The sequence below is a fragment of the Streptococcus parasanguinis genome (genome assembly GCF_031582885.1).
Lineage (GTDB): Bacteria > Bacillota > Bacilli > Lactobacillales > Streptococcaceae > Streptococcus > Streptococcus parasanguinis_M.
The window spans coordinates 489601-500693 of record NZ_CP133988.1; the positions used below are offsets into that span (position 1 = coordinate 489601).

Here is an 11093-nt window from a genome sequence, read left to right on the forward strand (position 1 = left end):
AGAAGGGAAAACATGAAGAAGAGAACGATTGGTCAAGTGTTAAGACTGTCAAGAGTAAATTTACACTTAAGTTTACAGGATGTGTCAAATAAGACAGCCATTGAAATTCCTTATATAGAAGCGTTGGAAAACGATGAGTTTGATCTATTACCGAGTCCCTTTTACGCTCAGATCTATCTTAAAAAGTTAGCATGGGCTTTGGGATTAGATGAGTCCATCCTATTGACAGCTTTTCGTGAAGGAAAAGAATTGTTATTTGATGAAGAAATACTTGTAGATGACGAAGAGCTTCATTCAAGAAAATTAAGACAGAAAGCGAGCTGGTTACCAATCCTGTATTATCTACTAGTGAGTTTTGCCATCCTTGGCTTTGTGATTTATATCGTATATTTTTATGAGTTTACAGCATCTGTAAAATAGATGTAAAGATAGTTTATTTTTTGGAGGAAGTATGAAAAAAGAAAATATTCCTAATGCATTGACATTAATTCGGGTTGTAATGATTCCTATTTTTATTGCTATTTTAAGTTTAAGTCATTCTTATCTAGGCCATATTGTAGCAGCAGTTATTTTTGCAATTGCAAGTATTACAGATTATTTAGATGGCTTTCTTGCACGAAAATGGAATGTGGTAAGTAATTTTGGGAAATTTGCAGATCCAATGGCAGATAAATTATTGGTCATGTCAGCTTTTATCATGATGATTGAATTAAAGATGGTTCCTGCTTGGATTGCAGCCGTTATCATTTGTCGTGAGTTAGCTGTCACTGGTTTGCGTCTTCTACTTGTTGAGACAGGTGGTACAGTTTTGGCTGCAGCTATGCCAGGAAAAATTAAGACCTTTAGCCAAATGTTTGCCATTATCTTTTTGCTTTGTCATTGGACTCTTCCTGGGCAAGTGTTACTTTATATCGCATTGATTTTCACAATTTATTCTGGTTACGACTACTTTAAAGGAAGTAGCTATCTCTTTAAAGACACATTTAAATAAATGAAACAGATGATTGAGTTAAAAAATGTATCCTTTCGATACGATAAAACAGTAGAAGAGTATCAAATTGACAGGGTTTCGTTTCACGTGAAACAAGGAGAGTGGCTTTCGATTGTTGGACACAATGGTAGTGGGAAATCTACAGTTGTACGCCTGATTGATGGCCTTTTGGAAGCTGAGTCTGGTGAGATTTACGTTGATGGAAAACAACTGACTCGTGAAACTATATGGGAAATCCGTAGTAAAATTGGGATTGTATTTCAGAACCCTGACAACCAATTTGTTGGTGCGACAGTAGAAGATGATGTTGCCTTTGGTTTAGAAAATCAAGGAATTCCACGGGAAGAAATGCTTCAACGTGTGGAGAAAGCTATTGAGCAAGTCGGTATGCTGGAGTTTAAAGATCGCGAACCATCTCGTTTGTCAGGTGGTCAAAAGCAACGAGTGGCCATAGCGGGTATTATCGCTTTGAGACCAACTATTATTATCCTTGATGAAGCAACTAGTATGTTAGATCCAGAAGGCAGAGAGGACCTAATGGCGATAATGAGAGAACTTCAGAAAAAATTTCAATTAACAATTATCTCCATTACCCATGATTTAACCGAAATTGCCTTAAGTGATCGAACGCTCGTGTTTCAAAAAGGAAAACTAGAGTCTTCTATGACGCCGCGGGAATTGTTTTCAAGAAATGACCTCAATGAGATTGGACTAGATAAGCCTTTTAGTAAGCAGGTTCAAGAATCTCTCAGCTCGCATTTTCCGCTAAAACAGGATTATCTAACAGAAAGTGAGTTATTAGACCAACTATGGGAATCTCTTTAAAGAATGTCTATTATACTTATCAAGAGGGAAGTCCTTTTGAAGGGCAGGCGCTTTCTGATATTAGTTTGGAAATAAAAGATGGATCTTATACAGCCATCATTGGGCATACTGGTAGTGGCAAGTCTACTTTGTTGCAATTACTAAATGGTTTACTGCGTCCGACTAAAGGAACGATTCAATTTGAAGATTTTATTTTAGATAATCATTCTGAGCCAAAAGAAATGAAGTACCTGAGAAAAAAGGTTGGTTTGGTTTTTCAATTTTCAGAAAGTCAGCTATTTGCGGAAACTGTTCTAGCTGATGTAGCCTTTGGACCACAAAATTTTGGGGTACCTAAGGACAAAGCGGAGGAAATAGCCAAAGAAAAATTAGCGATCGTTGGTTTAGAAGAGTCTATCTATGATAAAAGTCCATTTGAACTATCTGGTGGACAAATGAGACGGGTTGCGATCGCGGGTATTTTAGCTATTGAACCAGAGATTTTAGTATTGGACGAGCCAACAGCAGGGCTAGATCCTGCTGGAAGAAAGGAATTGATGGCGCTGTTTGAAACATTACATAAAAATGGGATGACTCTAGTTCTGGTAACTCATACGATGGATGATGTAGCAAATTTTGCTGATACCGTATTTGCTTTAGAAGCGGGAAAACTTGTCCTAAACGGATCCCCAGGGGAAGTGTTTCAACAGGTTGAGTATTTACAAAAACTTCAATTAGGAGTCCCACAAATTACGAATTTTGCTCTTCAATTGAAACGAAGAGGACTTCCTCTGGACAGACTACCAATCAAAATTGAGGAACTAAAGGAGCTGTTACTTCATGAATAATATGATTTTAGGAAGGTATATTCCTGGAAACTCCATTATCCACCAACTAGATCCTCGTGGGAAGTTGCTCTCAATGTTTTTATTCATATTTCTTCTGTTTTGGGCAAATAATATCCAGACAAATGTTCTTCTCTTTGGTTTTATTTTTGTTTTAATGTATCTAACGAGGATTTCGGTTAGTTTTTATATTAAAGGTTTAAAATCAATGATTTTTATCATTGCTTTTACAACCATTTTTCAATTATTTGCGACCTCTCAAGGAACTATTTTGTACCAATGGTGGTTTTTTAAATTAACCGACCAAGGATTGATGCAAGCCGCCATCATATTTTGTAGATTTATTTTAATCATTTTTTATTCGACGATTTTAACCGTGACGACGACACCATTGAGTTTAGCAGATGCTGTTGAAAAGATCCTTACCCCACTAAAAATTATTAAGGTTCCGGCTCATGAGATTGGGTTAATGCTATCTATGAGTTTGCGCTTTGTTCCAACCTTAGTAGATGATACGAATCGAATCATGAATGCGCAAAGGGCACGTGGTGTTGATTTTGGTGAGGGAAATCTATTAAAAAGGATCCGTTCCTTTATTCCGATCCTCATTCCTCTATTTGCTTCTAGTTTTAAACGCGCAGATGCATTAGCAATTGCGATGGAAGCGAGAGGGTACAAAGGCAGTGAGGGACGAACACGCTATCGGACTCTGCAGTGGGGAGTAAAAGATACCCTGGCATTGCTCGTTATTCTGTGCCTCATGTTGATAGTTTTTTATCTAAAAAATGGATAGAGCTAGTTGTATTGGTTCAAAAATAAGGAAAAAGCGCTATACAAAGCGCTTTTTACATTAAATTCACATATTCTTGTAACATTTGTAATATATTCTACAATAAACTGTAACATTTTGTGTGTATGATAGAATTATGTTCGAAAGGAGAATAGAATTCATGAACAGTAAAAAGTTCCAATGGACAGTCACTTCCCTACTTTCAGCAGCATCACTTTTCATTTCAGGTATTGCTACAGTGAATGCTGAAACTTACGAAGTGAAGTCTGGAGATACTCTATCAAAAATTGCACTAGAAAATAACACTTCAGTAGAAAATATTATTGCATCTAACAATCTGACCAATGAAGATTTGATCTATGCAGGACAAATTATTGAGTTAGGTGAGCGTTCAAAATCTATGATTGATAAAGTTGCTCCACAAGAGCAAGCAAAACCTGCTGAAAGTGCACCTACAGCAACTGCAACAGCACAAACTGCTCAAAAACAAACAACTTATGCAGCAAATGCTGCAGTGACTTCTGCACAATCAACAAATGGTGGAATTGTTCTATCAAATGGGAATACTGCTGGAGAACAAGGATCTTATGCAGCTGCTCGTATGGCTGAAATGACTGGTGTACCTGCTTCTACTTGGGAAGCAATTATTGCCCGTGAATCAAATGGTCAAGTAAATGCAGCAAATGCTTCTGGTGCCAGTGGCTTGTTCCAAACAATGCCAGGTTGGGGTTCAACTGCAACAGTTGATGATCAAATCCAGGCTGCATACAATGCATATAGCTCACAAGGTTTGTCAGCTTGGGGTTATTAAAAAAATAGGTTTACAATTTGTAAACCTATTTTTTTAATGTCTCAAGAATGTCAAGTGGAGAGTGACAAATAAAATCTGGTGAGTAAAGAAGTAGCTCATCAAGATCTCCAAATCCCCAAGTGACGGCCATGGTTTTTATGCCCACTGTTTGACCTCCAATGAGGTCAAATTTTGTGTCTCCAATAATCACTGTCTCCTCTTTTGGAAGGTCATTGATTGACAAGGCGTATCGAATGACATCGGCTTTGTGGATACGATCTGAATTTGATCCATAAATTCCTTTAAAGTATTTAGCGATACCTAAATCTTGACACATCTGTAAAGCAACTGGTTCATGTTTTGAAGTGGTTACATAAAGAGGAATGTTTTCGTCATGTAATGCTTTCAAAGCTTCTACTATCTGAGAAAACAGAGTTGATTTGTATTGACCTTTTTCATGATAATACTGGCGATAGATCATCACTGCTTGATCTACCAAAGTTTCAGGAAGGGTAGCTTCAAAACTAGAAATCAAAGGTGGTCCCATAAAACTACGGATGGTTTTGAGATCGGGTTGAGGAACCTTCAAAGTATCGAATGTATGTTGAAAACTCTCTGTAATTCCCTTGGAACTGTCAACTAATGTTCCGTCTAAGTCAAAAAATAAGGCTTGCATGCTATTCTCCAAATATCTCTTTTTGTAATCTACGTCCGGTTGGTGTTGCTGCCAATCCTCCTTCAGCTGTTTCTCTAAAGGCAGTCGGAAGACTAGATCCAACTTGGTACATGGCGTCAATCACTTCATCAACAGGTATTTTTGATTCAATACCTGCTAAGGCCATATCAGCAGCAATGAAGGCATAGCTGGCTCCCATTGCGTTTCGTTTGACACATGGAACTTCCACGAGTCCTGCTACTGGATCAAAAATGAGACCAAGCATGTTTTTGATGACAAAACAGACTGCCTGACTCGCTTGATAAGGAGTTCCCCCAGCAGCTAGTGTCAATGCTGCCGCACTCATAGCTGAAGCAGAGCCAACTTCTGCTTGACAACCACCTTCTGCACCTGAAATAGAAGCATTATTTGCGATGACTAAACCAAAAGCTCCAGCTGTCAGTAGAAAATCTAATTGTTGCTGACGGTTTAACCCTAATTTTTGGGTAGCTGCAGTGAGAACTGCGGGGAGGCAGCCAGCAGATCCTGCAGTGGGTGTTGCGCAGACCAGTCCCATCTTAGCATTGTGTTCGTTGACAGCAATAGCATTCTTCGCTGCGGTTAGGACGGTCAAGTCAGATAACGTTTTTCCTGATTTGATATAGCGATCTAATTTTGCGGCATCCCCACCGGTTAACCCACTACGAGAGTGGTTTTCATTTAACCCTAACTTTACAGAATCAATCATCACTTCTAAATTACGGGTCATTAATCGTAGGACTTCTTCTCGTTCACGACCAGTTAGTTCAAATTCAGTTGCAATCATTAACTCTGCGACGTTTCCTTCGTATTGCGTGCTTGCTTGTTCTACGAGGTCTACAATTGAATAAAACATATGAACTCCTTATTTGAAAAAGTTGACATTATGAAGATGAGGAATTTTACGGATATCGTCGATCGCTGCTTCACAACTCCTTGAGTCAACTTCTATAATCATAATCGCTTTTTCTCCAGCTTTTTCCCGTGTTACATTCATTTGTGCAATATTAATATCATAGCGAGAAAGAGCTTCTGTCACATGGGCGATCATTCCAGGGACGTCCTGGTGAACAATGATAATGGTTGGAGTATTCATATTTAGCGAGATAGCAAAGCCATTTAACTCAGTAACCTGTATGTTCCCACCACCAATTGAGATTCCAGTGACAGAAATCGTTTTATGATCATTTTTAACAGTAATAGTCGTTGTGTTTGGGTGAGGAGCATTGCTTTCTTTTTGAATAGACCAAACAATCCGAATGCCTCGTTCATGTGCAATTTTTAGACTATCTGGGATTCTAGGATCATCTGTGTCCATTCCTAAGATGCCCGCTACTAAGGCTAAATCTGTTCCATGACCACGATAGGTTTTGGCGAAAGAATTAAATAATTGGAACTCAACTTCTTTTGGCTCCTCTCCAAAGATAGAAGAAACAATTTTACCAATTCGAACAGCGCCTGCAGTGTGGCTACTGGATGGGCCGATCATCACAGGTCCAATAATATCAAAAACTGATTGGAATTTTAAAGAGTTCATGCTCTGCTCCTTTATGATCACTTTACTTCATTATATCAGATATGGCTGATGATTTCTTCTATTTTTCCCGAAATATCTGAGAAATCTTAAAGGGGGCTTAAAGCATTTATATTATCCTGGATTTTTAGTATTTCTAACATCTGACTGAAATATTTGACACATTATTTCAATAAATATGAAATATTTCTTGTGTAGTATAGAGGTATACCAATAAAGGAGTATATAATAATGAATAAAAAACAAATGATGAAACGAATTATTGGACTTAGTTTACTTGCAGGACTTTTCCTTCCAATTGTAGCGAATGCAGATTCTTATACTGTAAAATCAGGTGATACTTTATCAGCTATTGCTAAAGAGAAGAACACAACGGTTGATGCAATTGCTAAGAAAAATAAGATTAGTAACGTGAATCTCATCTCAGTTGGTCAAGTTCTTGAAATTGAAGATGCAAATACAACGCAGAAAACCACGGAGCAAGCTCCTGCTAGTAAAACGGATACTACACAAGCAACAACTACTGTCTCTGCTTCAGATGGCTTGAGTGCGGAAGATGCGGCTGCTAAGGAATGGATTGCCCAAAAAGAGTCAAGTGGTAGTTATACAGCACAAAATGGCCAATATTATGGTCGTTACCAATTGACTATCACTTATTTGAATGGTGATTTATCACCTGCAAACCAGGAAAAAGTGGCCAATCAATATGTTGTCAACCGTTATGGATCATGGTCAGCAGCTAAAAATTTCTGGTTGGCAAATGGCTGGTATTAAATTCGTTTAAAAAGAGTTCTTGAATAGGACTCTTTTTTAATTTACAGACTTGTAAACCCATCGATCCTGATCAACAAAAAGAATAGTAAGATGCTTGTTTTCTAATATAAAGCGTGTTAAAATGGTAACTGCTCAAAACGACCTTCAATCGTTGAAGCAAACCACGACCTTCAATCGTGAGAAACGAAAAGATGGGAGAAATCTATGAGTGATAACTCGAAAACACGTGTTGTTGTTGGTATGAGTGGTGGTGTGGATTCATCTGTAACAGCTTTATTATTAAAGCAACAGGGTTACGATGTCATCGGCATCTTCATGAAAAACTGGGACGACACAGACGAAAATGGCGTCTGTACAGCTACAGAAGATTACAAAGATGTAGCAGCGGTTGCAGACCAAATTGGCATTCCTTACTATTCTGTCAACTTTGAGAAAGAATACTGGGATCGTGTCTTTGAATATTTCCTTGCTGAATACCGCGCTGGTCGAACACCTAATCCGGATGTCATGTGTAATAAGGAAATCAAATTTAAGGCCTTTCTAGATTATGCTATGACACTCGGTGCAGATTATGTAGCGACAGGGCACTATGCGCGCGTGTCGCGTGATGAGGATGGCATTGTCCATATGTTACGTGGCGTTGACAACGGGAAGGATCAAACTTATTTCTTAAGCCAACTGTCACAAGAACAACTTCAAAAAACCATGTTCCCATTGGGACATTTGGAAAAGCCTGAGGTTCGCCGTCTAGCTGAAGAAGCTGGATTGGCAACAGCTAAAAAGAAAGACTCTACTGGGATTTGCTTTATCGGAGAAAAGAATTTCAAAGAATTTCTAGGGAACTACCTTCCTGCCCAACCAGGTCGAATGATGACCATCGATGGACGAGATATGGGTGAACATGCTGGTTTGATGTATTACACGATCGGTCAACGGGGTGGACTTGGAATTGGTGGCCAACAAGGTGGAGACAATGCTCCTTGGTTTGTAGTTGGTAAAGACCTTAGTCAAAATATTCTTTATGTCGGTCAAGGCTTCTACCATGAGTCGTTGATGTCAACTTCTCTTGATGCTTCAATGATTCACTTTACTCGAGATATGCCAGAAGAATTTGAAATGGAATGTACAGCAAAATTCCGTTATCGTCAACCTGATAGTAAAGTTACTGTAAAGGTTAAAGGTGATAAAGCAGAGGTTATTTTTGCTGAACCTCAGCGTGCTATTACACCTGGTCAAGCCGTTGTTTTCTATGATGGTCAGGAATGTTTAGGCGGCGGTATTATTGACCAGGCGTATAAATACGGAAAAGTTTGTCAGTATATTTAATTGACAAAATTTCTCAATTTGCTACAATAATAAAAGCAATAGAAATGATGGTCAAAGCTCATGGATGTTGCAGGCTTTTTTGTCCTGCACTTCTCAGAGTTTTGACTATTTTTGTGTGGTTTCGAAAGGAAGTAAAATGAGGCAAAAGGATTTTCGGACGAAAATAGATTCTACTGTTTTTGGTGTGAGAGCGACTGCTTTGATTGTAAAAGATAATCGCTTGTTTGTCATTGAAGATGAGGACGGCTGTTACACAATCGGAGGTGCTATTCAGGTCAATGAAACTACAGAAGATGCGGTAGTTCGTGAAGTCAAAGAGGAACTTGGTGTTACATCTACAGTAGGTCCGTTAGCTTTCGTGGTTGAAAATCACTTTGAACAAGCTGGAATCCACTACCATAACATTGAATTTCATTATTTTGTAGACTTGCTGGAAGATGCACCTTTGGTCATGCAGGAAGATACAAAGCAATTACCTTGTCGTTGGATTGCTTTAGATGATTTACATACTGTTGACCTGAAACCGGCTTTTTTAAAATCAGCCCTACCAGACTGGGACGGAAAATTACGACACATCCATCTTGAGAAATAGGAGAAATAGAATGAATTATAACTTTATAGAAGAATACGATATCATTGTAATCGGTGCGGGGCATGCGGGAGTAGAAGCCTCTCTAGCTGCTAGCCGTATGGGTTGTAAGGTCTTACTTGCGACTATTAACATTGAAATGCTGGCTTTTATGCCTTGTAATCCCTCTATTGGTGGTTCTGCTAAGGGGATTGTCGTGCGTGAAGTCGATGCCCTCGGTGGAGAAATGGCGAAGAACATCGACAAGACCTACATCCAAATGAAAATGCTCAATACTGGTAAAGGTCCTGCGGTTCGTGCACTTCGGGCTCAAGCAGACAAAGAACTTTACTCAAAAGAAATGCGGAAAACGGTTGAAAATCAAGAAAATTTAACTCTTCGCCAAACTATGATTGATGAGATTTTGGTGGAGAATGGTAAGGTTGTTGGTGTAAGGACTGCAACTCACCAAGAATATGGAGCAAAGGCTGTTATTGTCACTACTGGGACAGCTTTACGTGGAGAAATTATCATTGGAGATCTCAAGTATTCGTCAGGACCTAATCATAGTCTAGCTTCTATCAATTTGGCCGATAATCTCAAACAACTAGGATTAGAAATTGGACGTTTCAAAACAGGGACACCACCTCGTGTAAAGGCATCGTCAATTAATTATGACGAAACGGAAATTCAACCTGGAGATGAAGCTCCAAATCATTTTTCTTATACATCGCGTGATGAAGATTATGTAAAGGATCAGGTTCCTTGTTGGTTGACTTATACGAATGGGCATAGCCATGAAATTATCCAGAATAATTTACACCGGGCACCTATGTTTACAGGGGTTGTAAAGGGAGTGGGTCCTCGCTATTGTCCGTCCATTGAGGATAAAATTGTCCGTTTTGCTGACAAAGAGCGTCATCAACTATTTTTAGAACCTGAGGGACGAAATACAGAAGAAGTCTATGTTCAAGGGCTGTCAACGAGTTTACCAGAGGATGTTCAACGGGATCTCGTCCATTCTATTAAGGGACTTGAGAAGGCAGAAATGATGCGAACGGGTTATGCAATTGAGTATGATATGGTTTTGCCTCATCAATTGCGCGCAACTTTGGAAACTAAGAAAATTTCAGGTCTCTTTACAGCTGGCCAAACCAATGGAACGTCTGGCTATGAGGAGGCTGCTGGTCAAGGGATTATTGCAGGGATCAATGCGGCTCTAAAAATCCAAGGAAAACCAGAACTCATTTTGAAACGCAGTGATGGTTATATTGGGGTCATGATCGATGACTTGGTAACAAAGGGAACGATCGAACCGTATCGTTTGTTAACAAGCCGTGCAGAATACCGTCTGATTTTGCGTCATGATAATGCCGATATGCGCTTGACAGAAATGGGACGAGCAATTGGATTGGTAGATGATGAACGTTGGCAACGTTTCGAAACCAAGAAGTATCAGTTTGAAAACGAGATGAAGCGTTTGGATAGCATTAAGTTAAAGCCTGTAAAGGAAACCAATGAGAAGGTTGCTGCAATGGGCTTTAAACCATTGACAGATGCTGTCACTGCTAAAGAATTCTTGCGAAGACCAGAAGTCTCTTACCAAGATGTGGTAGAATTTATCGGTCCTGCAGCTGAAGAACTGGATGATAAAATCATTGAATTGATTGAAACTGAAATTAAATACGAAGGTTATATTTCAAAAGCAATGGACCAAGTTGAAAAAATGAAGCGTATGGAAGAAAAACGAATCCCTGCGAATATTGACTGGGATGATATTGACTCTATTGCAACCGAAGCGCGTCAAAAATTTAAATTAATTAATCCAGAAACGATTGGTCAAGCAAGTCGTATCTCAGGTGTCAATCCAGCGGATATCTCTATTTTAATGGTTTACTTGGAAGGTAAATCTCGGAGCATCTCCAAAAACAAAGCAAACCACTAATAAAATGGGGCTGAGATGATGTTTCAGCCTCA

At 39.0% G+C, this 11093-nt stretch carries 13 protein-coding genes; 10 read left to right on the top strand and 3 right to left on the bottom strand.

Annotated features, from left to right (window positions below):
- The first annotated feature begins 12 nt into the window (after positions 1 to 12).
- From RDV49_RS02520 to RDV49_RS02545, 6 genes are all read left to right on the top strand, one after another.
- A complete protein-coding gene (locus RDV49_RS02520) occupies positions 13 to 420 on the top strand; it encodes a helix-turn-helix domain-containing protein (RefSeq protein ID WP_003009210.1) in 408 nt (135 codons plus the stop codon).
- 31 nt (positions 421 to 451) lie between these two features.
- Entirely contained in the window at positions 452 to 991 is a 540-nt protein-coding gene (gene pgsA / locus RDV49_RS02525; RefSeq protein WP_003009208.1) for a CDP-diacylglycerol--glycerol-3-phosphate 3-phosphatidyltransferase, read from the top strand.
- Positions 992 to 1816, top strand: coding sequence for an energy-coupling factor ABC transporter ATP-binding protein (locus tag RDV49_RS02530; RefSeq protein WP_003009206.1), 825 nt, complete (start codon positions 992 to 994; stop codon positions 1814 to 1816).
- Positions 1801 to 2643 carry an energy-coupling factor transporter ATPase gene (locus RDV49_RS02535; RefSeq protein ID WP_003009204.1) on the top strand — a complete coding sequence of 281 codons (843 nt, stop codon included), beginning with the start codon at positions 1801 to 1803 and terminating at the stop codon, positions 2641 to 2643. Before RDV49_RS02530 ends, RDV49_RS02535 begins: the two co-directional genes overlap by 16 nt.
- The gene (locus RDV49_RS02540; protein ID WP_003009203.1) at positions 2636 to 3433 is read left to right on the top strand and encodes an energy-coupling factor transporter transmembrane component T family protein; all 798 of its coding nucleotides are present in this window, start codon (positions 2636 to 2638) and stop codon (positions 3431 to 3433) included. Before RDV49_RS02535 ends, RDV49_RS02540 begins: the two co-directional genes overlap by 8 nt.
- A gap of 157 nt (positions 3434 to 3590) precedes the next feature.
- Complete coding sequence (locus RDV49_RS02545; protein WP_003002250.1) at positions 3591 to 4241, top strand: LysM peptidoglycan-binding domain-containing protein; 651 nt, start codon at positions 3591 to 3593, stop codon at positions 4239 to 4241.
- A 25-nt stretch (positions 4242 to 4266) separates the two neighbouring features.
- On the opposite strand, the gene RDV49_RS02550 is transcribed toward RDV49_RS02545, so the two are convergent.
- From RDV49_RS02550 to sdaAB, 3 genes are read right to left on the bottom strand one after another with little or no spacing between them, the layout of a single operon-like run.
- Positions 4267 to 4896 carry an HAD hydrolase-like protein gene (locus RDV49_RS02550; protein WP_003009199.1) on the bottom strand — a complete coding sequence of 210 codons (630 nt, stop codon included), beginning with the start codon at positions 4894 to 4896 and terminating at the stop codon, positions 4267 to 4269.
- 1 nt (position 4897) lies between these two features.
- On the bottom strand, positions 4898 to 5770 hold the full coding sequence (gene sdaAA, locus RDV49_RS02555) for an L-serine ammonia-lyase, iron-sulfur-dependent, subunit alpha (protein WP_310744361.1): 873 nt from the start codon (positions 5768 to 5770) through the stop codon (positions 4898 to 4900).
- Between the two features lie 9 nt (positions 5771 to 5779).
- Positions 5780 to 6451 carry an L-serine ammonia-lyase, iron-sulfur-dependent subunit beta gene (sdaAB, locus tag RDV49_RS02560; protein ID WP_023919982.1) on the bottom strand — a complete coding sequence of 224 codons (672 nt, stop codon included), beginning with the start codon at positions 6449 to 6451 and terminating at the stop codon, positions 5780 to 5782.
- 228 nt (positions 6452 to 6679) lie between these two features.
- Between sdaAB and apf the strand changes: the two genes are divergently transcribed.
- The 4 genes from apf (at position 6680) to mnmG (ending at position 11061) form a co-directional block, all read left to right on the top strand.
- Positions 6680 to 7222, top strand: coding sequence for an aggregation-promoting factor (gene apf, locus RDV49_RS02565; protein ID WP_003009194.1), 543 nt, complete (start codon positions 6680 to 6682; stop codon positions 7220 to 7222).
- Positions 7223 to 7426: 204 nt separating this feature from the next.
- Positions 7427 to 8548 (top strand): tRNA 2-thiouridine(34) synthase MnmA, encoded by a 1122-nt coding sequence (gene mnmA, locus RDV49_RS02570; protein WP_003009192.1) that lies wholly within the window; start codon positions 7427 to 7429, stop codon positions 8546 to 8548.
- A 136-nt stretch (positions 8549 to 8684) separates the two neighbouring features.
- Positions 8685 to 9140, top strand: coding sequence for an NUDIX hydrolase (locus RDV49_RS02575; protein WP_003009190.1), 456 nt, complete (start codon positions 8685 to 8687; stop codon positions 9138 to 9140).
- 10 nt (positions 9141 to 9150) lie between these two features.
- The gene (mnmG, locus tag RDV49_RS02580) at positions 9151 to 11061 is read left to right on the top strand and encodes a tRNA uridine-5-carboxymethylaminomethyl(34) synthesis enzyme MnmG (protein WP_003009189.1); all 1911 of its coding nucleotides are present in this window, start codon (positions 9151 to 9153) and stop codon (positions 11059 to 11061) included.
- Positions 11062 to 11093: the final 32 nt, after the last annotated feature.

Bases quoted from the DNA above. Each gene is read 5' to 3' on its own strand.
- RDV49_RS02520 (WP_003009210.1), top strand. From the start codon at position 13: ATGAAGAAGAGAACGATTGGTCAAGTGTTAAGACTGTCAAGAGTAAAT.
- pgsA (WP_003009208.1), top strand. From the start codon at position 452: ATGAAAAAAGAAAATATTCCTAATGCATTGACATTAATTCGGGTTGTA.
- RDV49_RS02530 (WP_003009206.1), top strand. From the start codon at position 992: ATGAAACAGATGATTGAGTTAAAAAATGTATCCTTTCGATACGATAAA.
- RDV49_RS02535 (WP_003009204.1), top strand. From the start codon at position 1,801: ATGGGAATCTCTTTAAAGAATGTCTATTATACTTATCAAGAGGGAAGT.
- RDV49_RS02540 (WP_003009203.1), top strand. From the start codon at position 2,636: ATGAATAATATGATTTTAGGAAGGTATATTCCTGGAAACTCCATTATC.
- RDV49_RS02545 (WP_003002250.1), top strand. From the start codon at position 3,591: ATGAACAGTAAAAAGTTCCAATGGACAGTCACTTCCCTACTTTCAGCA.
- RDV49_RS02550 (WP_003009199.1), bottom strand. From the start codon at position 4,896: ATGCAAGCCTTATTTTTTGACTTAGACGGAACATTAGTTGACAGTTCC.
- sdaAA (WP_310744361.1), bottom strand. From the start codon at position 5,770: ATGTTTTATTCAATTGTAGACCTCGTAGAACAAGCAAGCACGCAATAC.
- sdaAB (WP_023919982.1), bottom strand. From the start codon at position 6,451: ATGAACTCTTTAAAATTCCAATCAGTTTTTGATATTATTGGACCTGTG.
- apf (WP_003009194.1), top strand. From the start codon at position 6,680: ATGAATAAAAAACAAATGATGAAACGAATTATTGGACTTAGTTTACTT.
- mnmA (WP_003009192.1), top strand. From the start codon at position 7,427: ATGAGTGATAACTCGAAAACACGTGTTGTTGTTGGTATGAGTGGTGGT.
- RDV49_RS02575 (WP_003009190.1), top strand. From the start codon at position 8,685: ATGAGGCAAAAGGATTTTCGGACGAAAATAGATTCTACTGTTTTTGGT.
- mnmG (WP_003009189.1), top strand. From the start codon at position 9,151: ATGAATTATAACTTTATAGAAGAATACGATATCATTGTAATCGGTGCG.